We start from the raw sequence: 25,914 nt of genomic DNA, 5'->3' as shown, positions 1-25,914 counted from the left end.
CATGGCGATCCGTGGACTCCTCTGGCTCGCGCTACTCTTCGCGATTGCCGTCGCGCTCGCGACCGTCGGGCGCTTCGACACCGGCCAGGTGCTGCTCGTCTACCCGCCGTATCGCGTGGACGTCTCGCTCAACCTGTTCGTGGTCGGCATCGTGGTGGCGTTCCTGCTGCTTTACGCGATCCTGCGTTTCGCACGCAACATCGTGACGATGCCGCGCCGCGTGGGCGCCTACCGCGCGCGCATGCGTGCCGAGAAGGCGAACTCGGCGCTGCGCGACGCCGTGGGCAATCTCTACGCGGGCCGCTTCTCGCGCGCCGAGAAAGCCGCGCGCGATTCGCTCGCCGACGCGAAGAATACGAGCGCCGCGGGCCTGATCGCCGCGACGGCCGCGCATCGTCTGCATGAATACGCGCGCCGCGACGAATGGCTCACCCAGGTCGACGACCCCGACCTCCAGGAAGCGCGCCTCATGGCCACCGCCGACATGCGCGCCGACGGCCGCGACGCCGATGGCGCGCTCGCCGCGCTCACCGAAATGCGCACGCAGGGCGGTCGCCGCATCCACGCGCAACAGATCGCGCTGCGCGCGCAGCAGCAGCTCAAGAACTGGAGCGAAGTGCTCAAGCTCGTGAAGACGCTGGAAAAACGCGAGGCGTTGCACCCGGCCGTGGCCGTGCGCCTGCGCCAGCTCGCGGCGGAAAATCTGCTGCGCGACCGTCGTCACAACGCCGATGCGTTGCTCGAGCTTTGGCAGTCGCTCTCGAACGTCGAGCGTCACTCGCCGCGTCTTGCCGATTGCGCCGCCGAACTGCTGATCGCACTCGATCGCCAGGCCGACGCACGCAAGATCGTCGAAGAAGCGCTCGCGCAGAACTGGGACGCGCGCTTGCTGCGCCGCTATCCGGACACCGCGGGCAGTGACGCGCTGCCGCTCATCCAGAAGGCCGAGGCGTGGCGCAAGGAACGTCCCGAGGACGGCGACCTGCTGTTCGCGCTGGGCCGCCTGTGCCTGAAGCAGCAGCTGTGGGGCAAGGCGCAGTCGTTCCTCGAAGCCGCGCTCAAGTCTGCCGACGCGACGCAGAACGAGCCGCTCAAGATCCGCTCGCATCGCGCACTCGCGCGCCTGCACGAGCAGCTCGGCGACGGCGATAAGGCCGCTTCGCACTATCGCGAAAGCGCGCTGTCGATGAACGTGGTGTAAAGAAGCGCACCACGAATCCGAAGCCGCAACGAAAACGGCCGCCTGCAAAACAGGCGGCCGTTTGTTTTTGCGGAAGCCGTCTTGCGTTTAGCGGTTCACGAGCTTCGCCGGCGCCGAAAGCGCGAGCAAACCGCCCAGGATCATGAACGCCGCGAGCATGTACATGCCCGAATCGTTGGCCGAGGTGGCCTGCTTGAGCCAGCCCACCGCATACGGGCTCAGGAAGCCCGCGAGATTGCCGATCGAGTTGATCAGCGCGATGCCGGCCGCCGCGCCCGTGCCCGCGAGCCAGGCCGTGGGCAGGCTCCAGAACAGCGGCAGCGTGGTGAGAATGCCCATGGTCGCGATGGTGAGCGCCGTCATCGCGAGCGTGGTGTCGTGCGCCCACGTGACCGACAGCACGAGGCCGAGCGCGCCGATGGCGGCCGGCACGGCGATGTGCCAGCGGCGCTCGCGCGTGCGGTCGGCGCTCTTCGCCACCAGCACCATGCCGACCACGGCCGCGGCGAACGGAATCGCCGAAAGCAGGCCGATCGTGAGCGCGTCTTTCACGCCCGTCGCCTTGATGATGGTGGGCAGCCAGAAGCTCACGCCGTAGAGCCCCATCACGAACGAGAAGTAGGTGAAGCTCATCACCAGCACGCGCGCGCTCGTGAGCACGGTCATGATCGGCGGGTCTTCCTTGGTGGCGTCCTCCATGGCGATGTTGCGTTCGAGCAGCGCGCGCTCTTCCTCCGTGAGCCACTTCGCTTTGCCGATGCGGTCATCGAGTACGAAGAACACCAGCACGCCGACGATCACCGAAGGCAGCCCTTCGAGCAGGAACAGCCACTGCCAGCCTTGCCAGCCGTTCGCGCCGTCGAAGGACTTGAGAATCCAGCCCGACACCGGACCGCCGATCACGCCCGACAGCGCGATGGCCGTCATGAACCACGTGGTCATGCGCCCGCGGCGGTGCGCCGGATACCAGTAGGTGAGATAGAGGATGATGCCGGGGAAGAAGCCCGCCTCGCACAGGCCGAGCAGAAAGCGCATCACGTAGAACATGGTCGGTGTGGTGACGAACATCGTCAGGATCGAGACGAGGCCCCACGTGACCATGATGCGCGCGATCCACACGCGAGCGCCCACGCGATGCAGGATGATATTGCTTGGCACTTCGAACAGAAAGTAGCCGATGAAGAAAATGCCTGCGCCGAAGCCATAAACCGCATCGGAGAGATTGAGCGCCGAACTCATCTGCAGCTTGGCGAAGCCCACGTTGACGCGGTCCAGATACGCGACCACGTAACACAGCATGAGAAGCGGAATGAGGCGCCACGCGACTTTGCGGTACGTGGCTTCTTCGAAGGCGGAAGGCGGGGCGCCCGCTCCCGCTTGCGGCAGATGATTCGCTGGACTGGCCATGGTGTCTCCAAATCTCGGTCGTGCTTGTTGTATTGCCGCCTTGTTATGGCGGGTATTCGACGCGAAAGCACGATCATTCTATACGCGCCGCCGTGCCGCAACGGCGCGTATCTGTCGGGGAAAACACCGATCGGTCAGCTAGAGCGCGCAATTACACGCAGCGCCCGCCATCCACTTCGATGCAGGTGCCGGTGATGAACGCCGCCTCATCCGAGGCGAGATAGAGACACGCATTGGCCACGTCCTGCGGCGTGGAAAAGCGCCCGAGCGGAATGGTCGCGACGAAGCGCTGGCGGTTCTCGGGCGTGTCGGGCACGCCCATGAACTCCGCCGTGAGGCCCGTGTCGCCAATCACGGGATTCACGCAGTTCACGCGAATCTGGTCGGGGCCCAGTTCGGCGGCGAGCGCCTTGCTGGCCACGATCATCGCGCCCTTGCTGCCGTTGTACCAGACGAGCCCGGGCCGGGGCCGGATGCCGGCCGTCGATGCGATGTTGACGAACGCGCCGCCGCCGCGCTCGCGAAAGTGCGGCACGAACGCGCGCACGCTCCAGTAGAGACCCTTCACGTTGACCGCATACACGCGGTCGAACTCCGCTTCGCTCACTTCGAGCACGGGCTTGTTGCGATGCGTGGTGCCCGCGTTGTTGACGACGATCTGCACGCTGCCGAAGTCAACGATCGCCGCCTCGCGCAGCGCGTGCCAGTCGGCTTCGCGCGTGATGTCGCCTTGCACGGCGATGGCCTTGCCGCCTGCGAGCGCGATCTCGCTCGCCACGCGCTCGGCGGCGTCGCCGTTCAGATCGTTGATGACGACGTTCGCGCCTTCGCGCGCATAGGTCCTGGCGATCCCTTCGCCGAAGCCCGAGCCGCCGCCGGTCACGACGGCCGTCTTGCCCTTGAGTCGCATGGTGTCTCCGTTCATGTTTATCGACATGATTCAGCCGTGCCGGATCGCGATGGTCTTGAGCACCGTGAAGCCATAGAGCGCTTCGAAGCCTTTTTCGCGCCCGTGTCCCGAGTGCCGCGTGCCGCCGAACGGCAATTCGACGCCGCCGCCCGCGCCGTAGTTGTTGACGAACACCTGGCCCGCGCGCACGCGCCGGGCGAGACGCATCTGGCGCGCGCCGTCGCGCGTCCAGATGCTGGCGACGAGGCCATAAGGCGTGCCGTTGGCGAGCGCGAGCGCTTCTTCCTCGCTCTCGAAGGGCATGGCCGCGAGCACCGGGCCGAACACTTCCTCCTGAGCGAGGCGGCTTTGCGGCGGCACGTCGCGCAGGAGCGTCGGGACTTCGTAGAAGCCGCCGCTGGGCGCATCGGCTTCGAGCCGGCCGCTCGCCGCCGTGGCGATGCGGCTCGCGGCCGCTTCGTCGAGAAAGCCGCGCACGCGCTGGCGCTGCTTCTCGTTGATGAGCGGGCCGCAGTCGAGATCGGCACTGGCCGGGCCCACGCGCAACTTGCCAAACGACGCGGCGAGCCGGTCGATGAGCGGCTCATAGGCGCCGCGCTCGATCAGCACGCGGCTGCCCGCCGAACAGGTCTGCCCCGCGTTCTGCACGATCGCGGCGACGAGCACGGGCAGCGCGGCGTCGAAATCGGCATCGGCGAAGACAATTTGCGGCGACTTGCCGCCCAGTTCGAGCGTGACGGGCACGTGGTGTTCGGCGGCCATCTGCGCGACGAGCTTGCCCGTTTGCGGCGAGCCCGTGAACGAGATGTGGTCGATACCCGGATGCCCCGCGAGCGCCGCGCCCGCCTCATGCCCGAGCCCGGTGACGATGTTGAGCGCGCCGGCGGGCAGACCGGCTTCGCGCGCGAGTTCGGCCACGCGCAGCAGCGACACGCAGGCGTCCTCGGCGGGCTTCACCACGCACGCGTTGCCGGTGGCGAGCGCCGCGCCCACGCTGCGGCCGAAGATCTGCATCGGGTAGTTCCAGGGCACGATGTGGCCCGTCACGCCGTGCGGCTCGCGCACCGTGAGCACCGTGTAGCCGGCCTGGTAGGGCAGCGTTTCGCCGTGCAGCTTGTCGGCGGCGCCTGCGTAGAACTCGAAATAGCGCGCGAGCGCAGCGGCGTCGGCGCGCGCCTGAGTGAGCGGCTTGCCGGTGTCGCGCGCTTCGAGCTGCGCGAGTGCTTCCTTGTGCTGGCCGACGAGGCCCGAGAGTGCGAACAGCACTCGCCCGCGCTCAGTGGCGCTCAGTGCGCCCCAGGCGCCCTCGTAGGCTTTGCGTGCGGCGGTGACGGCCGAGTCGATGTCGGTGGCATTGCCGCGCGCGAGCTGCGCGAAGGGCTGGCCGGTGGAGGGATCGATCGCGGCGAGCGTCTCGCCGCTGGCGGGCGATTGCCATTCGCCGCCGATGAAGTGCTTCGCTTCTTCCATGCATGCGCCTCGTAAATGGGGGTGAAACGAGGGAGGGAAACGCAAAACGGGAAACGTCGCCGAAGCGTGCCTCGGATCGCCCGATGGAAGGCCGCGCCGGCAGGTCGATTATCGCGCCAATTGCGGGCGCCACGCGCAGGAATTCAGCAGACACTTCATCTGCGTGCGGGAAAGCCCTGGGCCGAACTGCCGGCCGCCCTGGCCGATTGGCTATAATGGCGTCCATCCTCCAACGTCCGCGACGTTCGGTTCCGCGCCGTTTTTCCGCGCGAGCCGTCGATTTTTTCCCTTCTCAACAGAGAGCGCTCATGAGCTTTGCAAATGTCCCCGCCGGCAAGGATCTGCCGCAAGACTTCAACGTGATCATCGAGATTCCCGCGCAAAGCGATCCGGTGAAATACGAAGCCGACAAGGACCTGGGCCTGCTCGTCGTCGACCGTTTCGTCGGCACGGGTATGCGCTATCCCGTGAACTACGGCTTCATTCCGCAGACGCTCTCCGGCGACGGCGACCCGGTCGACGTGCTCGTGATCACGCCGTTCCCGCTGCTGGCAGGCTCGGTTGTGCGCTCGCGCGCGCTCGGCATGCTGCAGATGACCGACGAGTCGGGCGTCGACGCGAAGCTGATCGCAGTCCCGCACGACAAGGTCTGCCCGATGACGGCCAACCTCAAGTCGCTCGACGATGTGCCCGAGTACCTGAAGGACCAGATCAAGCACTTCTTCGAGAACTACAAGGCGCTCGAAAAGGGCAAGTGGGTCAAGGTCGAAGGCTGGGTCGGCATCGAAGCCGCCCACAAGGAAATCACCGAAGGCGTCGCGAACTTCAAGAAGTAAATCGCGCTGCAGGGTCGATCGAAAACCGCACGTGCCTGTCAAGGCCGTGCGGTTTTTTCATGGGCGCTCGATCAACCCACTTCGGCGACGTCGCGCAGCTCGGGCCCGCGCAGGATGTCGAGCCGCGCGGGCCTGCCCACGCCGTAGCCCTGCGCGTAGTCCACGCCCATCGCGATCATCCAGTCCACGATGGCGGCGTCCTCCACGCACTCGGCGATCGTCAGCTTGCCCGCCGCGTGCGCGACCTGGTTGATCGATCGCACGATGGCCTGGTCCAGCGGACTGTCGATGATGCCGCGTATGAAGCTGCCGTCGATCTTCAGATAATCGACGTGCAGATGCTTGAGGTAGTTGAACGACGACATGCCCGCGCCGAAGTCGTCGAGCGCGAAGCGGCAGCCCTGCGCGCGCAGGCGTTCGATGAGGGCGATCGCCTCGTTCAGGTTCGTGATCGCGGCGGTTTCGGTGATCTCGAAGCACACGCGCTCGAACGGGATCGACCAGATGCGCTGTTGATCCTCGATATAGTCGGCGAGCTGCTCGTCGCCGAGCGAGGCGCCCGAGAGGTTGATCGACCAGGTGCCGTAATCGTGCGTGCCTTCGGCAATCATTGCGAATGCGCTCGCGATTACCCAGCGGTCGATGGCCGGCATGAGGTCGAAGCGCTCGGCCGCGCCGATGAACGCGGAAGGCTCGACGAGCGCGCCTGAGGCGGACTGCATGCGCAACAGCAGTTCGACGTGCGTGTCGTCGGCCGCCGACGCCGGTGCGAGCGAGAGAATCTTCTGGCCGAAGAGACAGAACTGGCCGTTTTCGAGCGCCGCCTTGATGTCGGAGACCCACGCCATCTGCGCGTGCGTTTGCGAGAGTTCCTCGTCGTCATAGCGAAAGCGGTGCACGCGGTTGCGGCCTTTCTTCTTCGCCATGTAGCACGCGACGTCCGCGGCCTTCATCACCTCCTTCACGGAAACGAGCCCCGCCGCGTCGCCGACGAGGCCGATACTCACGCTCGTCTGCACGATGCGCCCCGCGCCCGTGAAGCGGATCGCGGCAATGCCCGCACGCAGGTTCTCCGCGAGCAGCGACGCGTGCGCCACCGTGCAGTGCGGCAGCACGACGCCGAATTCGTCGCCGCCCAGGCGCGCAATGATGTCCTCGCCGCGCAACTCGCTTTTGAGTACGCGGCAGACCTGGCGGATCAGCTCGTCACCGGTCGAGTGGCCGCAGGTGTCGTTGACGACCTTGAACTGGTCGAGGTCGAGAAACATGACCGCGTGACCAGGCTGTCCGGGTGGTGCGCTCGCGCTGTCGTCGAGCAACGCGGCGAGGCGCCGCTCGAACTCGCGGCGGTTGTAGATGTCGGTCAGCTCGTCGTGGGTCGCCTGGTAGGCGAGGCGGGCGGCATGCTCGCGCAGTGCGCTCACGTCGTAGAGCACGATGACGGTGCCGATCACGCGGCGTTGCGCGTCGCGCAGCTTCGACACCGAGTAGTCGACGGCGAGGCGCGAGCCGTTCGGACGCGTTACGTGCAGACTCGCGCCGCCTGCGTTCCCTGTCGCCTGTGAATTCATCAGGATGTCGAAGCGCTGTGGTTCGTGCGCGTCGTTGCGCAGGTCGCAGATCGCGTCGAACGGCTGCGCGAGCATCTCGGCGACGGCGCGGCCGAGCATGCGTTCGGCCACCGCGTTGCAGTAGGTCACGCGTGCGTGCTCGTCGGTGCGGATCACGGCTTCGCCGATCGAGGCCAGTGTGACCTCCGCCAGTTCGCGTTCGGTATAGGCCGTCGCTTCGGCAGTCCTCAGCTCGGAAATGTCGAACAGGCAACCGACCATGCGCACGGCGCGTCCGCGCGCGTCGCGCACCGCCTGGCCGCGCGCGCGACACCAGCAGTAGCTGCCCGCGAGCGTGCGCAGACGAAACTCCACGTCGAAAGTCGTTGCGCGCGCAAGGTGTTGGCGCAGCGCGTGGCGCACGAGCGTGAGGTCATCCGGGTGGACGAGCTGGGTGAGGCCCGTGTCGCTTTCAAAGCGCGTGCCCACGTCGTAGCCGAGCTGCTCGTAGAGCCAGTTCGAGAAGTAGCATTGCCGGCTGCCGACCTCCCAGTCCCAGAGTCCGGCGTTGATGCCTTCAAAGCCTAGCGTGAGGCGCTCCTCGTTCTTGCGCACTTCGGCTTCGAGGCGGTCGCTGCGCGCGAGCGCGCGGCGGATGAATTGCGAGAACACGCCGAGCAGCACGATTGCGGAGGCGGCGAGCGCGAGCGTGAGGAGCGAGCGTGTGGCGCGCGCCGCGTCGTCGAGCGAGCGGGAGAAGCCGCTTTCGACAGGCGCGAGCTGGCTGTCGATCTCGCGCAGCTCGTGCACGAGGCTGGCGGATTCGGGCGCGTGCAGTTTGCCCGCCTGCACGAGCGCGTGCAGGCGTTCGCCGGTATCGGCAAGACGCAGAATATAGCGGTCGCCGATGTCCCAGAACGCCACGGCCGGGCGCATCCATGGCGTGTTCTTGAGCGTGCGGTAGCCCCAGGTCATGCCGTCGATGTCGGCGGGCGCGATGCGGCCCAGTTCGAAGCCGTGCCGGATTGCTGCGGTGTCCGGCTGCGCGCGGTTCATCTCCAGCCTGGCCGCGCGGTCGCCGAGCGGCACGGCAATGCCGGCGAGGAACGTGCGGTAGTCCGCCTCGTCGCCGGTGCGCGCGTAGCGCTCCAGCGCGTGAACCGCGTCCTTCTGGCCTTTCGACCAGCTGCTTTCCCCCGCCACATACGCAAGCAGGATCGACATGATCGCGAGGCTGACCGCGGCGATCACCGCCATGACGGCAGCGAGCAGCCATAGCGGCAGCAGGACCGCGGTCGTGCGCCGCAATCCGTGCCAACCGGGGGCAAGCCGGCTCGTCTCCGTTTTAATGGGTCTCTTCATGCTTCACCGGTTCCTTCGGCTTGCAAGGTGAAATGAGAGCGCACGCCGGGGGCTAAGACCGGCGTCTTGTGGTGAATAACGGCGAGGGCTGCGGCGGCTTTAGGCTTTAGTCGACGCGTTCGATGAAAAGAGCAAACGCTCGTTTGGCGAGACGTTTGCTCATTCTGGCGCTGCGGTTTCCGGGGCGGTTTCCGGGGCCGGTGGGGGTGGCGGGGGCAGGACCGATTCGAGCGTGCGCACGCCGGCCGCGAGCGCGCGCTTTTCGCGCGGGGTCAGGCGCTTGACCCAGTACTCGGCGCTCGAGGCGCGCGCCCGGTCGGCGAACTCGAATTGCGCGAGTACCTGTACCGGCTTGCGCGAGCGCGTGTAACGCGCGCCCGTGCCGCTCGCGTGCTGGGCGAAGCGGGCGGCGACGTCAATGGCGATGCCCGTGTAGACGCTGCCGTCGGCGCATTCGAGCATGTAGAGGAACCACGGCATAGTTCTGGAAGCGATGATCGTTATGGGCGAGCGTGTCTCAGGGCACGCACCGCGCGAGTTTTACGGTCGAGTCACGCTCGAATCACGCGCGAAAAGGATTGCGCTCATTGAGCTCGTGCATGTAGGCGTGAATGTGGTTCGTCTCGCTTTCGAGAAAGCGCGCGACGGCATCGGAGAACGCAGGATGGGCAAGCCAGTGCGCCGAGCGCGTGGCGGTGGGCAGGAAACCGCGCGCCATCTTGTGTTCGCCTTGCGCGCCGCCTTCGAAGACGTCGAGCTTTTCCTCGATGCAGAATTCGAGCGGCTGATAATACGCGGTCTCGAAGTGCAGGCAGGGCACGTGTTCGAGCGCGCCCCAGTAGCGGCCATAGAGCGTGCCGCCTCGACCGTTCTCACCGCGCTGCCAGACCACGAGCGAACTCGCGATCGGCTTGCCTTCGCGCTCGGCGATCACGAGCAGCAGATTCTCCGGCATCGTTTCGCCGATCATGCGGAAGAAGTCGAGATTCAGGTACGGCGAAGAGAAATGCTCGCGGTAGGTTTGCCGGTAGCAGCGGCTGAAAAAGCGCCATTCGGTGTCGCTGATGTCCTCGCCGCGCACGCGCCGCATCGTCACCCCCGCCTCGTGCACCTTGCGCCGTTCGGCGCGGATGTTCTTGCGCTTCTTCTGTTCGAGAGTCGAGAGGAAATCGTCGAAGTCGCGATAGCCGTCGTTGAGCCAGTGAAACTGCACGCCTTCGCGCTGCATCATGCCGAGGCCGGTCAGCGCCTCGGCGTCTTCGGCGGTCGGGAAGAGCACGTGCAGCGACGAGACGTCGGCCTGCTCGGCGAAGGCGAGCAGCGTCGCGGCCAGATGGCGGCGCGCGGTTGCGTCGGCGGCGATCAGGCGCGTGCCCTGGACCGGCGTGAACGGCACGGCGCACAGGAGCTTCGGGTAGTACTCGAGGCCGTTGCGCTTGTATGCGTCGGCCCAGGCCCAGTCGAACACGTACTCGCCGTATGAGTGGCCCTTGAGATACACGGGCGCGGCGGCGGCGAGGCGGCCCGTGCGCGTGTCGGTGAGCGTGACGAATTGCGCGGCCCAGCCCTCGTTCGGCGTGGTACAGCGCGTGGCGTCGAGCGCCGCGAGGAATTCGTGGCGCAAAAAGGGCGTAGGCTGCGCCTGGCGTGCGAGCAGCGCGTTCCATTCGGCGGCGTCGACCTCGGACAGTGAGCCGAGGATGCCCGTGCGATAATCGAAATGTTCCTGTTTCATGCGTGCCCGTTGGCGTGGGATGCGGCTTGGGTGTTTCAGCAGCGCCTGCCGCGGCAAACGGTCATGGTAAAGCAAACGTCCCGAGCGGGTGAGGACCGCCGCGCTTCGTGCAGCGGCGTGAGCCAGGCAGCATCGAGCGGTTTCAAAGCGGCATCAAGCAGCCCGAACGTCAGAGCGTGCGCTTTCGTGCGCAGCGCGCCCGCCTCAAGGTTATCGAAATGAAAGAGCGCTTCTTCAATCTCTATACGCACGGCTTTGCGCGCGTGGCCGTGGGCGTGCCGCGCTGCCGTGTGGCCGATCCCGCATTCAACGCCAGCGAGACGCTCGCGCTCGCGCGCGCGGCCGCCGCGCAGGGCGCGGCGCTCGTCGCGTTCCCCGAGCTTGGGCTTTCGGCCTATACCTGCGACGACCTGTTCCATCAGCAAGCGTTGCTCGACGCCTGCGAGCGCGCGCTCGCGCAGATCGTGGAAGCGTCGGCGGCGCTGCCGCTCGTGATGATCGTGGGGCTGCCGGTGCGCGCGGGGCATTCGCTTTTCAATTGCGCGGCGGTCGTGGCGGGCGGGCGTGTGGCGGGCGTCGTGCCAAAGAGCTTCCTGCCGAACTACGGCGAATTCTACGAGCCGCGCCAGTTCAGCGCCGCCGAAAGCGCGAGCACCGACACAGTGCGCCTCGCCGGCGCGGACGTGCCGTTCGGCGCGTCCCTGCTGTTCGAGGTGCCGCAGGTCGCGGGTCTGCGTTTTCACGTGGAGATCTGCGAGGACGTCTGGGTGCCGATCCCGCCGTCGTCGTTCGCGGCGCTCGCGGGCGCTTCGGTGCTCGTCAATCTTTCTGCATCGAACGTCGTGGTGGGCAAGGCGGGCTACCGGCAGCAGCTGGTGTCGCAACAGTCGGCGCGCTGTCTCGCCGCGTATCTGTACACCTCGGCGGGCAAGGGCGAATCGACCACCGACATGGCCTGGGACGGCCACGCGCTCGTGTGCGAAAACGGCGAGCTGCTCGCACAGTCGGAGCGCTTCTCCGACGACTCGCACCTCATTTTCGCCGATGTCGATCTCGCGCGGCTGCAGCAGGAGCGCATCCGCCAGACCACGTTCGGCGATTCGATCCGCCGCCACGCCGATGAAGTCGCGAAGTTTCGCGTGATTTCGTGCGAGCTGGCGGGCGAGGGCGCATGGCAGCGCGAAACGCTCGCGCTCACGCGCCGCGTGGAGCGCTTCCCCTACGTGCCGGCCGATCCGAAGCGGCGCGACGAGCGCTGCAACGAGGTCTACAACATCCAGGTGCAGGCGCTCGTGCAGCGGCTTTCGCAGGCGGGCATCAAGAAGGTGGTGATTGGCGTCTCGGGCGGGCTCGACTCCACGCATGCGCTGCTCGTCTGCGCGAAGGCGATGGATCGCCTCGGGCTGCCGCGCGCGAACATCCTCGCGTACACCATGCCGGGGTTCGCCACGAGCGAGCGCACGCTGCGCCAGGCGCGCGAACTGATGGCGCTCGTGGGCTGCACGGCGCGCGAAATCGACATTCGCCAGAGCTGCATGCAGATGCTCGAAGACCTCGGCCATCCGTACTCGGAAGGCAAGGAAAGCTACGACATCACTTTCGAAAACGTGCAGGCCGGCGAGCGCACGAATCACCTGTTCCGCCTCGCCAACTTCAATCACGCGATCGTGATCGGCACGGGCGATCTCTCCGAGCTTGCGCTCGGCTGGTGCACATACGGGGTGGGCGATCACATGTCGCACTACAACGTGAATGCGAGCGTGCCGAAAACGCTCATCACGCACCTCGTGCGCTGGGTGGCCGAAACGGGCCAGATTGGCCAGAACGGGGAGAGCGGCCGCGACGTCCTCGAAGCGATTCTCGCGACCGACATCAGCCCGGAGCTGATCCCCGGCAAGTCCGATGGCGCGCCCGAGCAGAAAACCGAGAGCACGATCGGCCCCTACGAGCTGCAGGACTTCAACCTCTACTACACGCTGCGCTTTGGCTTCGCGCCTTCGAAGGTCGCGTTCCTCGCGCGCCACGCGTGGGGTGACCGCGAAGCGGGCGCGTGGCCCGAGAACGCGAAGGTCGCGCGCAATCAGTACGATCTCGCGTCGATCAAGCGCAATCTGCGCATTTTCCTCGACCGCTTCTTCCGCCAGAGCCAGTTCAAGCGCACCTGCATTCCGAATGCGCCGAAGGTCGGCTCGGGCGGCTCACTGTCGCCGCGCGGCGACTGGCGCGCGCCAAGCGATTCGGAATCGGTGGTCTGGCTCGCCGATCTGGAGCGCGTGCCCGATGAAGCGGGCAGGGCGAGCGCGGCGCCTGCGGGCAAGCCCTCGGCGTGAGCCTCGGCTGCACAGCGTAGAATCCCGATAGGTTCCGAAATTTCCGACAAATCCGATAACGAGACGAGGTTCGCCATGAAACGTATTACTGCCGTGATCAAACCGTTCAAGCTCGACGAAGTGCGCGAGGCGCTCGCCGAAGTGGGCCTCACGGGCCTGACCGTCACCGAGGTCAAGGGCTTCGGCCGCCAGAAGGGCCACACGGAGCTCTACCGCGGCGCCGAATACGTGGTCGACTTCCTGCCGAAAGTGAAGATCGAGGTGGTGGTCGCGAGCGACCAGGCCGACCAGGTGATCGACGCGATCATCGGCGCGGCGCGCACCGGCAAGATCGGCGACGGCAAGATCTTCGTGACCGACGTGGAGCGCGTGATCCGCATCCGCACGGGCGAGGAAAACGAAGCGGCGGTTTGAGGCCGCCCGCGTTGCACGGCCGGCCCCCGAAGTACACGAAGCACCTGATGCACCAATAGAAAAGGGGACGGCGCCGCCTGCGCGGCCCGTCCCCAGCATAAAAAACGGTGCGATACCCTTTCGGACATCGCACCGATACGCGCCTCTCGCAGCAGCGTGAAAACGTCGATGTAGCTGTTCTTTCTACACTCGCTTCAAATTAGAACGAGTGCTGGATACCTGCGTACACGCCAACCTGGCTGTGGCCCGGGACCGGGTTGCCGGTGGCTGCCGTCGTACCGAAGTTGTTGGCGTTCAGGCCGAAGTTGGCCGTCTTGCTGTTCTGCACCGTGCCTGCCTGGATGTCGAGCAGCGTGCGCTTGGACAGGTTGTACGAACCACCAACCGTGTACAGCGTGGCGTTGCCGCCGCCGTTGTTCGCATTGACGTGGTAGACCGCGGCGATCAGCGCTGCAGCCGGCGTCATTTGCCACGTCACACCGCCCCATTCGTGGTCAAGCGTGGTCGGCTGGCCGATGATGCCCGGGTTCATGCCCGACGAACGGATGGCTTCATAGCCGCCCTGAACCTTGAATGCGCCGAGGAACAGGTTGAACATGGCCATGTAGTCACGCGAGTACGCGAACACGCCGTTGCCGTTTGCCTGCGTAGCGCCGACAGGAGCATTGGCGCCGTTGAGCGCGTTGTACACGCCGCCCAGTTGGCCGTTGTCCGGATTGCGGATTTCGTCATACAGACCGCGGATCTGGAACAGCGAGCTCGTGTAGGTGAGCTGCAGGCCGGCTTCGCGACCCTGGCTCGTCGAGCCGTTGCCGTTCCAGTTCGTCGCGTTCGAGAACGCGTACTGGCCGTACACGTCGAAGCCCATCCAGTTCGGCGACTGGTACGAAATGTTGTTGCTCGATTGCGGCCAGTTGCGGCCACGGACCATCGAAGCCGACGACCAGTTCGACTGACCGAACGGGTCGAAGTCCCAAATGCCGTTGGAGATGAACAGCATGCGGCCAGCGAGCAGCGTACCGAACTGGTCGTTCGCGACTCCGATAGTCGCCCAGCGATTCCAGAGCGAGCCGGCCGAGCCGAGCGAGCCGTTCGCGGTGCTGAAGCTGCCTTCCAGGTGGAACAGAACCTTGTTGCCGCCACCGATGTCCTCAACGCCCTTCATGCCCCAGAGGCTGGTGCCCCAGTAGCCGCTTTCGAGCTGAACCTGGCTCGAGCCGTGCGTGGCCGGAGTCGTCGAGGTGCCACCGGCACCAATGCCGTTCATATACGCCACACCCATGTCCAGGCGGCCGTAGAGCGTGACGCTGCTTTGTGCATGCGCGATCACGCCAGCCGACATCAATGCTGCGGCGAGCAAAGCTTTCTTCATCTTCTCCTCCATACCCTGTCAAAGAGTCAACCTTAGTACTGCGAAAGACGTCCGTGCGCTTGGCGGCGCTGCGAACAGAAATCGTCGCGTAAGGGAGAATTACCCCGAGGACCGGCGTACGGGCTGGTGCCGCTGCATGACCCAGGCTGGGTCGTCATGCAGGTCCCCTGGTTGACTGGCATCTCCCGTTCTTTTTGAAGTGAAACTACTTTTAATGAACTTTGTTTTGCTACTTTGGTTACTAATTTAGCAAAAAAGGTCCGCGCTGGCGAACTAATTCGTGCTCGCACCCCGGGATGTCGTCAAATTGCAATATGGTCTTCCTGGATGGTGGTCAGAGAGGTACTACAAACAGATCGAAAACCTTGCGGGACAAGGGACTCACGTCAATCGAATGGCTGAGTTCAGGATTGCCACTATTGACGGGAGATTTCACAAGGAGTAATGCGAAAAACGCCGTTTTTAGACATAAACAGCCCGCTTTTCGAGGGTGAAAGATCCAAAAAGAAAAGGCGCTGTAAGCGCCTTGTAAAACTACTTTTACTACATCGCCGAAAGGCGGCGACCCTGCGAGTCGTCTTACTTGAGGCTGCCCGAAAGGAACTGGCGCAGGCGCTCGCTCTTCGGATTGGCGAAGACATCGGCCGGCTGGCCTTCCTCTTCCACGAGCCCCTTGTGCAGGAACATGACGTGGTTCGAAACGTTGCGCGCGAAACCCATTTCGTGTGTGACCACGATCATCGTGCGGCCTTCCTCGGCGAGCTTCTGCATGACCTTGAGCACTTCGCCCACGAGCTCGGGGTCGAGCGCCGAAGTGGGCTCGTCGAACAGCATGACGTCGGGGTGCATGGCGAGCGCGCGGGCAATCGCCACACGCTGCTGCTGACCGCCCGAGAGGTGCGAGGGGTATTGCTTCTCCACGCGCGGCGCGAGACCGACCTTCTCCAGATAGGTGCGCGCGCGATCTTCGGCTTCCTTGCGCGACAAGCCCAGCACGTGCACGGGCGCCTCGATCACGTTCTCGAGCACCGACATGTGCGACCACAGGTTGAAGTGCTGGAACACCATGGCGAGCTTGGTGCGCACGCGCTGGAGCTGCTTCGCGTCCGCGGGGTGAAGTGCGCCCGTGCGCTTGTCCGCGCGCGTGGCGACTTCCTCGCCATCCACCACGATGCGCCCGGCGTTGGGCTGCTCGAGGAAGTTGATGCAACGCAGCATCGTGCTCTTGCCCGATCCGGACGAGCCGATCACGCTGATCACGTCGCCGGCATTGGCTTTCAGGGACACGCCCTTGAGGACTTCGTTGTCGCCGTACTTCTTGTGGATGGAGTCGACGAACAGCTTCTGCTTCTGGGAATTCATCAATTGACCTTTAAACACGCCCTCGCGGGCTCACTTGCCTTGCGGTCGCAGGTATGCGAGCCAGCGGCGCTCCGCGCGGCGGAACAGCCACACGAGCGTGAAAGAAATGATCAGGTACAACAGCGCGGCGATGCCGAACGCGCCGAACGACTGATACGTCGCCGAGTTCACGTCGCGCGCGATCTTCAGGATGTCCGGCACGGTGGCCGTGAAGGCCACGGTCGTTGCGTGCAGCATCAGAATGACTTCGTTGCTGTAGTACGGCAGGGCGCGGCGCAGCGCCGAAGGCAGGATCACGCGCCGGTACAGCGTGAATTGCGACATGCCATAAGCGCGTGCGGCCTCGATCTCGCCATAGGGCGTGGCCTTGATCGCGCCCGCGAAGATTTCGGTCGTGTACGCGCAGGTGTTGAGCGTGAACGCCAGCAGCGTGCAGTTCATGCCGCTTCTGAAGAACGCGCTCGTCAGTTCGTGGTTGCGCACGATCTCGAGGCTGTAGAGGCCCGTGTAGCACAGCAGCAGCTGCACGTAGAGCGGCGTGCCGCGGAAGATGTACGTGTAGAGCCACACGAGCGCGGCGAGCCACTTCTTCTTCGACACGCGGGCCACGGCGAGCGGCACCGAGAGGCAGAAGCCGAGCCCGATCGAGATGACGAGCAGCCACAGCGTGATGGCCACGCCGCTGAAATGGTAGCCGTCGGAGAAGAGATAGTTGCGCCAGTATTGCTGGATCAGTTGGACGAAGTCTTGCATGGTCTTGGCCTCGCGCGATTCAGAGATCCGCCTTGCGCACACCGGTGGAGTAGCGCTTGTCGAGATACATCAGCACGAAGTTGGAGACCGTGGTGATGACGAGATAGATCGCGCCGGCGAGCAGCGTGAAGAAGAAGAACCGCAGCGTGCCCTTGCCGGCGTCCTGGCTGGCCTTCACGACGTCGGCGAGGCCGATGATCGAGACGAGCGCCGTGGACTTCACGAGCACCTGCCAGTTGTTGCCGATGCCGGGCAGCGCGAAGCGCATCATCTGCGGGAACATGATGCGCGTGAACACCTGCCAGCCCGTCATGCCGTAGGCGTGGCCCGCTTCGAGCTGGCCGCGTGGCACGGCGAGGAACGCGCCGCGGAACGTCTCGGTGAAGTACGCGCCGTAGATGAAGCCGAGCACGACCACGCCCGCGAGGAACGGATCGATGTCGATCTGATCCCAGCCGAGCATGTCGGTGAGGTTGTTCAGCCAGATCTGGATGCTGTAGAAGAGCAGCAGCATGAGCACGAGATCGGGCACGCCGCGAATGAGCGTGGTGTAGAGCGTGCCCGCGCCGTGCGCGACGCGGTTTTTGGAGAGCTTGGCCGCCGCGCCGATCAGCCCGAGCACGAACGAGAGCGCGAGCGACAGCACGGCGAGCTTGACGGTCTGCCAGGTGCCGGCGAGGATCAGCGGGCCGTAGCCTTGAAGAAACATGGGCAAGTCCTTGACGGTGCGCTTCTCACACCGCGAAAGGCGCGGCGCTTGTCTGCCGCGGTTCAAATCCGTTCATGGCCGCGCGGTTTTTAGCATATTCGCGCGCGGCCGATGCGATTGCGCTCGTGAGCGCGCCTGTGACTGTATACGAAGCCCGGTGGCGGTCTATCGGGGAGCCCCCGGGGCTTTTGATGTGTCGTGGCGCGAGGCGCGAGCGGTGGTGTCTCGTTGTTTATTTACCTGCGTGTGCTTTCCCGTTCACTTGCCTTTGTAGATATCGAAGTCGAAGTACTGCTTCGCGATCTTGTCGAACGTGCCGTCGGCATGAATCGCGGCCAGCGCCGTGTTGAACTTCGTCTTGAGTTCGGCGTCATCCTTGCGCAGGCCGATCGCGGTGCCGTCGCCGATCGTCGCCGGGTCTTCCACTTCCGGGCCCGCCCACGCGAAGCCTTTGCCGCGCGGCGTTTTCAGGAAGCCGAAATCCGCCTGGACCTCGTCTTGCAGCGTGGCGTCGAGGCGCCCGGCTAACAGATCCTGGTAGACCTGATCCTGATTCTGGTACGAGATCACGTTCACGCCCTGCGGCGCCCAGTGCGCCTTTGCGTACGCTTCCTGGGTCGAGCCCTGCTCGACGCCCACGTTCTTGCCCTTGAGCGAAGCCGGCGTGGGCAGAAGCGGCGAGCCCGTGCGCGCGAGCATGCGTGCGGGCGCATCGAACATCTTCGCGGAGTAGTCGATCTGCTGGGCGCGCTGCGGCGTGATGGTCAGCGACGACACGATCGCGTCGAACTTGCGGGCCTTGAGCGCGGGAATAATGCCGTCGAGGTCGTTCTCGACCCAGACGCACTTCACGTTCATGCGCGCGCACAGGGCTTTCGTGAGGTCGACATCGAAGCCGACGATCTGTCCGTTCGGCGCTTTGGATTCGAACGGCGCATAGCTGGCGTCCACGCCGATGCGCACGGTTTTCCACTCTTTGGCGGCGGCGCTGCCCGCGATCAGGGCGAGCGCCACGCACACTGCAAACTTCTTCATCATTCTCCTGTCGAGCCGGAGCGAGTGCTTTTTTAGCACTGACTCCGTCCCATGCACGACTGATACGGGTGGCGCGGCGCGGTAAGGGGCGCGCGGCCGACGCAAGGCGGACCGGCTCGTGGCCGTTGGCCGCCATTCTAGGCGATCAAAAATGCGGGTCGGAAAGCGCGACGCGCTCCGGCCCCGGTGGCAGCGCGCGCTGGCGGGGCGGGGTAGCCGCCACGGAGTGTTCATCCCGGGCCATCAGGCTCGCGCTGGCCGAAAAGCGCGGTATTTTACCCGAAGCCGGAGGCCGTGCGGGTCTGACGCAGGGCGACGCTGGCAGCGCAGCCCATTGATGTTGCTGGCGAAACGATGCGGTGCGCCGCTGCGGATTGTGCAAGCGGGCCGCCGCCCTTACCTTCTGATATCGACATGATTGACCGGAGATTGCCATGCTGACTATCCGACGCGCCGACGAACGCGGCCACGCCAACCACGGCTGGCTCGACTCGTACCACAGTTTTTCGTTTGCCGACTATTTCGACGAAGCGCACATGCACTATGGTGCGCTGCGGGTGCTCAACGACGACCGTATCGCGGGCGGCCAGGGCTTCGGCGCGCACAGCCACCGCGACATGGAGATCGTGACCTATGTGCTTTCCGGCGCACTCGCACACCGCGACAGCATGGGCAACGGCTCGACCATCCGCCCCGGCGACGTGCAGCGCATGAGCGCCGGCACGGGCGTGATGCACAGCGAGTTCAATGGCTCGAAGGAAGAGGAAGCGCACCTGCTGCAGATCTGGCTGCTGCCGCGCGAGCGGGGCGGGGCGCCAGGCTACGAGGAAAAGCGTTTCGACGACGCCGACAAGCGCGGGCGGCTGCGCCTCGTCGCTTCGCCCGACGGGCGCGACGGCTCGGTGACCGTGCAGTCGGATGCTTCGATCTACGCGGCCCTCGTCGACGGCGAGGAGCGCGTCGAGTATGCGGTGCCCGCCGGGCGGCGCGTCTATCTGCATGTCGCGCGCGGCGCGCTGGACGTGAACGGCCAGCGCCTCGAAGCCGGCGATGCCGCGATGATCGAGGCCGAGGCGGGCGTCACGCTCGCGAGGGGCACAGCGGCCGAAGTGCTGCTGTTCGATCTCGCCTGACCCTTTGAGCGGCGGCAAGGCCGGCAACCGTCCGCGCCATGAAAAAAGCGCCGCGGGGTGCGAATCCCGCGGCGCTTTGTCGCGCGTTTGAGCGCGATTGTGTATCGGCGCGCCGCAGCGAGGCGGCGCGTGAACGGCGCGATTACTGCTGCGCGGCCGGTGCCGAAGCGCCGCCCTTGTGGTGCTGCTCCCAGCGCTCACGCATCTGCTCGTGGCGCTGCTCCATCTTCGCGAAGCGCTCCTTGATCGCGGTGCTCACGGTCGTCTTCTGCTGGTCGTTCAGGCCGTTATAGAAGGCGAGCCACGCTTGCGTGGTTTGCTCGCGCAGCTGCTGGTTCTGCTGCTCGACCTGCTCGTGCGCCGTGTGCATGGCGTTCAGGTCGAGGATCGGCTGGTTCTTCATCGAATCGAACTGCTGCTTCATCTGTTCATGATTCTTGCGCATGGCCTGACCGTTCTGCTTCATCGTGTCGAGCGCGGCCTGCCATTGCTTTTCCTGCGCGGCGTTCAGGTTCAGCTTGTCGTGCAGCTTCTTGAAGCCGAGCATGAAGTCGCCGTGCATGCCGGGGCCGCCATGCATGCCCGGACCGCCGTGCATCATGCCGGGACCGCCCGGGGGCGGCGGGGTCTGGGCGTTGGCGGCGGTGGCGCCCACGGTGAGCGCGAGCGAGGCAGCGGCGATAGCGAGAAGGCGCGAAGTCGTCTTGTACATGGTGATGCTCCTGACAAATCCATGAGGGTTTTATCCGGTCTGGCGCGGCGCCCTGGAAAGTGGTGGCGCTCGCAACCGGTGTCCCTAGCGTATCGACCGGGCAGGCGGCGCGTGTTACGCGGCGGGCCGCCGAGATTACGCGACATTACACACGCCTTTCGCGGTAACACCTCGTAACCCAGCTGGAAGAGCTGTAAGCAAACGGCCCGTGCGCGCGCGTTACACTTCATCCCATGGCTACTCAAATCCTTGTCGTCGACGACGACCTCGAACTACGCGACCTCCTGCGCGACTATCTCGCGCGCCAGGGCATGGAAGTCTCGGTGCTGCACGACGCCGGCTCGCTGGAGCGGCGGCTCGAGCGCGAGCGCCCGGACCTGATCGTGCTCGACCTGATGATGCCGGGCGTAGACGGCCTGACCGCGCTGCGCAAGCTGCGCGCAGCCGGCGACGACATCCCCGTCATCATGCTCACGGCGCGCGCGGACGACGTGGACCGCATCGTCGGCCTCGAACTCGGCGCGGACGACTATCTCGGCAAGCCGTTCAACCCGCGCGAACTGCTCGCGCGCGTGCAGGCGGTGCTGCGCCGGCGCCGCACGGTGCCTTCGGCGGCGGCGCCCGAGCAGCGCGAACCGTACGCGTTCGGCCGCTTCACGCTCGACTTCCAGTCGCGCACGTTGCAGCAGGAAGGCAAGCCCATCATGCTGTCGGGCAGCGAGTTCGCGCTCCTGAAGATTTTCGTGAACCACCCCATGCGCACGCTGACGCGCGAGCGCCTGCTGGAACTGCTGCACGGTCCCGAGTACGACGGCACCGACCGCGGCATCGACGTGCAGGTGTGGCGTCTGCGGCGTATTCTCGAAAGCGACCCGTCCACGCCGCGCTTCATTCAGACCGTGCGCGGGCGCGGCTACGTGTTCGTTCCCGACGGAGAGCAGGGCAACCATGCGCCGGCCGGTTGATTCGCTGTTCGGGCGCCTCGCGGTCATCTTCATCGGCGTTCTGCTGGTGTCGCACGTCGCCTGGTTCACGCTCATGCGCGTCGAACACAATCAGATGCAAACGCGCTACGCCGTCGAGGAAGCGACCTTCCTTGTCGACGCGGTGCGCCAGCACGTCGAGCGCGAGCCCGACCAGCCGCTGCCTTCGCGCGTGCAACTCGTCGATCCGGCGAGTCCCGCCGTGCCGCCGGTCACCGAACGCATGCCCGAACCGCTGCGCCGTTTCATCGACGACGTGCGCGATCGCATGCCGCCCGGCACCGACGTGCGCGTCGGGCCGCCCGGCGGTCCGCCCACGCTTTGGGTGCGCGGACCGCAGGACGCCCGCTGGATCGTCCTGCCGGGCCAGCCGCTGCGCATCATGCGGCCGCTCGACAAGTTTCTGCCCTGGGTCATCACCATTTTCGCCACCGCCGTGATCGCTGCGCTCGTGGCCGCGTGGATGCTGCAACAGCCGCTGAGCGCGCTCGCGCAGGCCGTCGGGCGCTTTGGCCGCGGCGAGCCCGTGCCGCCCGTGCCCGAGCGCGGGCCGCGCGAGCTGCGTCAGCTCACGCTGGGTTTCAACCAGATGGTCAGGGAAGTCGAGCGCACCGAGAAAGACCGCGCCGTCATGCTGGCGGGCGTTGCGCACGATCTCAAGACGCCGCTTGCCCGGCTGCGCCTGCGCGCCGAAATGATGGACGAGCAAAAGGTGCGCGACGGCGTGGTGCGCGACGTCGAGTCGATGGCGCACATCGTCGACCAGTTCCTTGTGTTCGCGCACGACGGCGCCGATCGCAGCGAGCCCGTCGAGGTCGACGACCAGTGCGAGCGCATCGCGCGCAACCACCGCACGGCGAGCGGCGAGGCGATTGCGATCGAAACGCATCTGCGCGCGGGTCCGGAGTTTCGTCTGCCCGCGGCCACGCTCGAGCGCGTGGTCTCGAACCTGCTCGACAACGCGCATGCGTACGGCGCACCGCCCGTCGTGATCGAGAGCGAGCGCGGCCCGACGGGTTTCTCGCTCACTGTGCGCGACCACGGCAAGGGCATCCCCGACCAGGATCTGACGCAGGCGAGCCGGCCGTTCGTGCGCCTCGACCCTGCGCGCGGCGGCAACGGCCACAGCGGCCTCGGCCTCGCGATCGTCGAGCGGCTCGTGCGCCGCGCGGGCGGCGAGCTCTCGATCGGCAACGGCGAGAGCGGCGGGCTCGCGGTGCGCATGACGTTTGCGTTCGACGTGGTGGAGCGCACCGTAACCGAAGCGGCGCAGATCTGGTAAATCGCGTTGGAATTGCCTTGGCGGGAGCCCGCACCGAACAGGTGGGACATGGCCGGATGGGCTTGACCTGGTACTGAGCTGGTATTGACGAGGTTGGCCGGACGTTCGCCCGAAGGCGCCGCCAGAGCGACGCCAGGTTCAGTCAGGTCAGGTTGGGCGCAGCCGCTCAGGCCGTAAAGAGCGTGTCGAGCGCGGCGGCGGCCTCGTTGTCCACCGTGTTGTAGGTCACGGTGTCGGCCTCGAAGATGTAGTGCGTGGTGTACTTGCCGAGGCGGGCAAGAATCTCTTCCTGAATCAACTCGGGCGTGGCGTCGAGTTTCAGGTACCACGCGGTCGATGACAGGCGCGTCTGGAACGCGCCGTACTCGACCATCAACTGGTCGAACGCGAGCGCATCCTGATCGCGGCAGACAATGACCAGATTTCCCTTCATGCATGCCTCCAGATTTGTGCGGAACACCGAAGTGGCGCCGTTTGAGTCATGCGCACCGTATGGACTGGCGCGCACCGTTCATCCCATGATACCGCGCCTCGCCGGTTGAGCCGGGCGAGCCCCGCAGCCTCGTACGGGCATCCCTCGTGTGATCGACTGCGCAAGCTCGTTGCGCACTCACCAGGTCGGCGCCGCGGCGCGCGGCGGCACGACGCCCTCGGCCGTCATGGCCTCGCAACGGTCGCGCCCGGCCGCCTTCGCCATGTAGAGCGCGAGGTCGGCGCGGCTCATCAGACGCTCGGGCTGATCCTGCGCGGCGGCAAGTTCGGTTACGCCGATGCTCACGCTCACGCTTGCTTCCTCGGGCAGTTCCGCGCAAATGCGTTTGCTCACCTGCTCGCGCAGGCGGTCGAGCACGGCAAGGCCCGTGGCGAGCGAGGTCGCGGGCAGCAGGATGCCGAACTCCTCGCCGCCCAGGCGCCCGACGGCGTCGTCGGCGCGCAGCTCCGCGCGGCAGGTCTCCACGAAATGCTGAAGCGCGCGGTCGCCCGCCGGGTGGCCGAAGCGGTCGTTGATCTGCTTGAAGTAGTCGAGGTCGGCAATCGCCATGCACAGCGGTTTGCCTGCCGCGTAGGCCGCGTCGATCTCGCGGCGCAGCAGGTCGAGGAAGTAGCGCCGCGAGAGCGCGCCGGTCAGCGCGTCGTGGCGCGCCTCGGCGGCGAGCAGGGCGTTCGCGGCCTGCAGCTGCCCGGCGAGATCGCGGCTCGCATGGTGAAGACGCCGCTCGCGCACCCACGAGACCGAGATCACCGCCGCGAGCGCCGCCGTGCCCGCGAGCGTGAGGAAAATAAGAAGCCGGTCGCGCTGATGGTTCGCGATCAGCTCGGACCACGCATTGACCGGATCCACGAGATGCGCCGAGAGCCCGGAGTTCAGGCCGCCGCGCTGTTCGTAGAGGGCTGGCGCGCGTTGGCCCGGCGACGCGATCATTTGCGCGGCGTCGGCGCGCGGGATCCACGGCGCTGCGCTCAATGCGGTTTGCGATGCCGGGCCCAGCTCGAGCGGCGAGAAGCGCTCGCGCAGATAGGTGTTCACGCGGTCCACCGCGTTCATTTCGGCGACGTGCGAGCCCGGCAAGGCGCGTCCTTCGAGCGCGCTGTCGTGGGCCATGATGATGACGCCATTGTTGTCCGCGACGAAGGTGCCCGGGTGGGTCACCCAGTGGCGCAGCCGCGCGATGCTGACCTTTGCGACCACGGCGCCGACCAGCAGGCCGTCGTCATAGGCGGGCGCCGCGACGAAAATGCCGGGCTCGCCGCTTGCCGTGCCCACGCCGTAGGCTTCGGAGAACGCCCCGAGCAGCGTGTCGTTCAGATACGCGCGCGGACGCATGTCCACGCCGACGTAGGAGATTTTTTCGAGCGCATTGCTCGAGGCGATGCAGATGCCGTTCGCGTTGACGAGCCAGATCGCATCGAGCCCGGAGAAGCCCTGGGCATCGTGGAGAAAGCGGTCGACCCCGGCGAGCGCCGGCACGCCTTGCAGCTCCTTGCGCCGCGCCAGTTCCGTCAAATCGCTCGACGCGGCATAATGCGCGGCCTCGGTAAGCGCCTGCTGGACGACGCGGGTCTCTGCCATCGTTGCCGGAATGGCGCGCGACATGGCGAGGTCGCTGGCGATCACTTCGGCCATGTTGTCCACGACCGAGCGCATCATCTGGCGCTGTGCGGCGAGCGCGGCCTCGAACTCCTGGCGGACCATGCGGTCCGCGAGCCAGTCGGCCGCCGCCCAGCAGACGAGCGCGACCACCACGACCCCGAGGGGTCCGGCTGCCTGACGCAAGAGTCTCCTGTTCATCGGCCTTCTGGTTCGTGAGTGGTATTGAGGCGTGGGTATCGGCGCCCGTGGGCGTCGGTGCGCCACCGACGGGGCGTGTCGATTTTACCCCTCGAACGGGGCTGGCGAGCCCGCTCTCGAAGCGTCAGCGCGGCGTTGCAAGGCGGCGCGAGCGGGCGGCGGCGCGAGCGTGGATCGCTAACATGCAAGCCGCATGCCGTCAGCACGGCGATATGCGGCGATGAGCGGAGTGGAGGGGGCGTAAGTGTGGACAGAGCGGTTTCGTGCGCGGGGTTCACGCGTGAGCCAGCGTGTGGCGTGCAAGCGACGCCCACTGGCGCTGGCGGCCTGAATGAGGCAGGCGTGGAGTCAGACGCGGCGTCGTTGTGTCATCAAGGTGTCATCGATGCGTCATCACGATGACGTGCACAAGCCGTTCGCGGCGCGCTCTGGAAGCTCTCCAGAAGGCCGGCGAAAGCGCTGCGAAAGCCCGTGTGGTCTGGTTTTCGCGGCGTACCGGACGCGGTTGTGAGTGTCATGAAGGTTGTAGTAGTGTCGTGCCGTTTCAGTCGAGGCAAGCCCAGTCGCCAATCGTCAGCCGCAACTGCGGCGCGGGCGGTGCGTACCACCGCGGCATCGTCGCCGTGTCATCAACGCCAACGAAATTCTGTGTCCATGCGCCTTGCCTTTGTCGATCCGCCATCCCCGCAGTATCTGCAACGCCTGTCCTGCGGCACGCACGCTATGTCGTCCGCCTTTCTGAAACCCGGCGCGGAGGGCGTCTGAATGGAGTTCAGCTTCAACCTGAACCGCACGGCCAACGCCTCGGCGTGGCGCGTGCTGCCGAACCGCTGGGACTTCGTGGCGTTCCCGCTGATGATCGGCCTGATCGCGATGGCGGCCGTGGGCTTTCACGAGACCATGGCGCCCATCGCCACGCTCAAGACCCAGGTCATCTCGCTCGATCCCGCGAACCTGCCCGAGTACGCNATGCGCACCACGCTGCGCATGCTCGCGGCGATGGTCGCTTCGCTGATCTTCACGCTCGTGTACGGCACGCTCGCGGCGAAGAGCCGCCGCGCGGGCCAG

General features: G+C 65.9%; 21 protein-coding genes and 1 pseudogene. 8 read left to right on the top strand and 14 right to left on the bottom strand.

Going from position 1 to position 25,914, the window contains the following annotated elements; translation table 11 throughout:
- The first annotated feature begins 1 nt into the window (after position 1).
- Positions 2-1,201 (top strand): heme biosynthesis protein HemY, encoded by a 1,200-nt coding sequence (locus tag A3CW_RS0135230; RefSeq protein WP_028207729.1) that lies wholly within the window; start codon positions 2-4, stop codon positions 1,199-1,201.
- 87 nt (positions 1,202-1,288) lie between these two features.
- Here the strand turns inward: A3CW_RS0135230 and A3CW_RS0135225 are convergent, their stop codons facing one another.
- From A3CW_RS0135225 to A3CW_RS0135215, 3 genes are all read right to left on the bottom strand, one after another.
- The gene (locus A3CW_RS0135225) at positions 1,289-2,608 is read right to left on the bottom strand and encodes an MFS transporter (protein ID WP_028207728.1); all 1,320 of its coding nucleotides are present in this window, start codon (positions 2,606-2,608) and stop codon (positions 1,289-1,291) included.
- 151 nt (positions 2,609-2,759) lie between these two features.
- Positions 2,760-3,518 carry an SDR family oxidoreductase gene (locus A3CW_RS0135220; RefSeq protein ID WP_028207727.1) on the bottom strand — a complete coding sequence of 253 codons (759 nt, stop codon included), beginning with the start codon at positions 3,516-3,518 and terminating at the stop codon, positions 2,760-2,762.
- Between the two features lie 30 nt (positions 3,519-3,548).
- Positions 3,549-4,988, bottom strand: a complete 1,440-nt coding sequence (locus A3CW_RS0135215) for an aldehyde dehydrogenase family protein (protein ID WP_028207726.1) — start codon at positions 4,986-4,988, stop codon at positions 3,549-3,551.
- A 308-nt stretch (positions 4,989-5,296) separates the two neighbouring features.
- On the opposite strand from A3CW_RS0135215, the gene ppa reads away from it, so the two are divergent.
- A complete protein-coding gene (gene ppa / locus A3CW_RS0135210) occupies positions 5,297-5,824 on the top strand; it encodes an inorganic diphosphatase (protein WP_028207725.1) in 528 nt (175 codons plus the stop codon).
- Between the two features lie 71 nt (positions 5,825-5,895).
- Here the strand turns inward: ppa and A3CW_RS48640 are convergent, their stop codons facing one another.
- The 3 genes from A3CW_RS48640 to A3CW_RS0135195 form a co-directional block, all read right to left on the bottom strand.
- On the bottom strand, positions 5,896-8,736 hold the full coding sequence (locus A3CW_RS48640) for an EAL domain-containing protein (RefSeq protein ID WP_081771959.1): 2,841 nt from the start codon (positions 8,734-8,736) through the stop codon (positions 5,896-5,898).
- Positions 8,737-8,895: 159 nt separating this feature from the next.
- Positions 8,896-9,216: a GIY-YIG nuclease family protein gene (locus tag A3CW_RS0135200; RefSeq protein ID WP_028207724.1), complete on the bottom strand. Its 321-nt coding sequence runs from the start codon at positions 9,214-9,216 to the stop codon at positions 8,896-8,898.
- A gap of 82 nt (positions 9,217-9,298) precedes the next feature.
- A complete protein-coding gene (locus A3CW_RS0135195) occupies positions 9,299-10,471 on the bottom strand; it encodes a GNAT family N-acetyltransferase (RefSeq protein WP_028207723.1) in 1,173 nt (390 codons plus the stop codon).
- A 218-nt stretch (positions 10,472-10,689) separates the two neighbouring features.
- On the opposite strand from A3CW_RS0135195, the gene A3CW_RS0135190 reads away from it, so the two are divergent.
- A complete protein-coding gene (locus A3CW_RS0135190; protein WP_028207722.1) occupies positions 10,690-12,801 on the top strand; it encodes an NAD(+) synthase in 2,112 nt (703 codons plus the stop codon).
- A 75-nt stretch (positions 12,802-12,876) separates the two neighbouring features.
- The gene (locus tag A3CW_RS0135185; protein ID WP_028207721.1) at positions 12,877-13,215 is read left to right on the top strand and encodes a P-II family nitrogen regulator; all 339 of its coding nucleotides are present in this window, start codon (positions 12,877-12,879) and stop codon (positions 13,213-13,215) included.
- Between the two features lie 199 nt (positions 13,216-13,414).
- Here A3CW_RS0135185 and A3CW_RS0135180 read toward each other — a convergent pair whose 3' ends face one another.
- From A3CW_RS0135180 to A3CW_RS0135160, 5 genes are all read right to left on the bottom strand, one after another.
- Positions 13,415-14,587, bottom strand: coding sequence for a porin (locus A3CW_RS0135180; RefSeq protein WP_028207720.1), 1,173 nt, complete (start codon positions 14,585-14,587; stop codon positions 13,415-13,417).
- Positions 14,588-15,166: 579 nt separating this feature from the next.
- Entirely contained in the window at positions 15,167-15,949 is a 783-nt protein-coding gene (locus A3CW_RS0135175) for an ABC transporter ATP-binding protein (RefSeq protein ID WP_028207719.1), read from the bottom strand.
- 30 nt (positions 15,950-15,979) lie between these two features.
- Positions 15,980-16,702 carry an ABC transporter permease gene (locus tag A3CW_RS0135170; protein WP_028207718.1) on the bottom strand — a complete coding sequence of 241 codons (723 nt, stop codon included), beginning with the start codon at positions 16,700-16,702 and terminating at the stop codon, positions 15,980-15,982.
- Positions 16,703-16,721: 19 nt separating this feature from the next.
- Entirely contained in the window at positions 16,722-17,411 is a 690-nt protein-coding gene (locus tag A3CW_RS0135165; RefSeq protein WP_028207717.1) for an ABC transporter permease, read from the bottom strand.
- Positions 17,412-17,669: 258 nt separating this feature from the next.
- Positions 17,670-18,446: an ABC transporter substrate-binding protein gene (locus A3CW_RS0135160; protein ID WP_028207716.1), complete on the bottom strand. Its 777-nt coding sequence runs from the start codon at positions 18,444-18,446 to the stop codon at positions 17,670-17,672.
- Positions 18,447-18,880: 434 nt separating this feature from the next.
- Between A3CW_RS0135160 and A3CW_RS0135155 the strand changes: the two genes are divergently transcribed.
- Positions 18,881-19,579: a pirin family protein gene (locus A3CW_RS0135155; RefSeq protein ID WP_028207715.1), complete on the top strand. Its 699-nt coding sequence runs from the start codon at positions 18,881-18,883 to the stop codon at positions 19,577-19,579.
- 142 nt (positions 19,580-19,721) lie between these two features.
- On the opposite strand, the gene A3CW_RS0135150 is transcribed toward A3CW_RS0135155, so the two are convergent.
- Entirely contained in the window at positions 19,722-20,291 is a 570-nt protein-coding gene (locus A3CW_RS0135150) for a periplasmic heavy metal sensor (protein WP_028207714.1), read from the bottom strand.
- Positions 20,292-20,524: 233 nt separating this feature from the next.
- On the opposite strand from A3CW_RS0135150, the gene A3CW_RS0135145 reads away from it, so the two are divergent.
- Positions 20,525-21,256: a response regulator gene (locus A3CW_RS0135145; protein ID WP_028207713.1), complete on the top strand. Its 732-nt coding sequence runs from the start codon at positions 20,525-20,527 to the stop codon at positions 21,254-21,256.
- Entirely contained in the window at positions 21,240-22,556 is a 1,317-nt protein-coding gene (locus A3CW_RS0135140) for an ATP-binding protein (RefSeq protein ID WP_028207712.1), read from the top strand. Before A3CW_RS0135145 ends, A3CW_RS0135140 begins: the two co-directional genes overlap by 17 nt.
- 166 nt (positions 22,557-22,722) lie before the next feature.
- Here the strand turns inward: A3CW_RS0135140 and A3CW_RS0135135 are convergent, their stop codons facing one another.
- Both A3CW_RS0135135 and A3CW_RS0135130 read right to left on the bottom strand, forming a co-directional pair.
- Entirely contained in the window at positions 22,723-22,989 is a 267-nt protein-coding gene (locus tag A3CW_RS0135135; protein WP_028207711.1) for a double-stranded DNA-specific endonuclease, read from the bottom strand.
- 177 nt (positions 22,990-23,166) lie between these two features.
- Complete coding sequence (locus A3CW_RS0135130; protein WP_028207710.1) at positions 23,167-24,846, bottom strand: GGDEF domain-containing protein; 1,680 nt, start codon at positions 24,844-24,846, stop codon at positions 23,167-23,169.
- 765 nt (positions 24,847-25,611) lie between these two features.
- On the opposite strand from A3CW_RS0135130, the pseudogene A3CW_RS48635 reads away from it, so the two are divergent.
- Positions 25,612-25,914, top strand: a pseudogene (locus A3CW_RS48635) (sulfonate ABC transporter permease); the annotation flags it as partial.

Origin of the sequence: Paraburkholderia nodosa DSM 21604, assembly GCF_000519185.1 — a bacterium.
In the GTDB taxonomy this organism is placed as follows: Bacteria; Pseudomonadota; Gammaproteobacteria; order Burkholderiales; family Burkholderiaceae; genus Paraburkholderia; species Paraburkholderia nodosa.
This window is presented reverse-complemented; position numbering and strand designations above follow the sequence as displayed.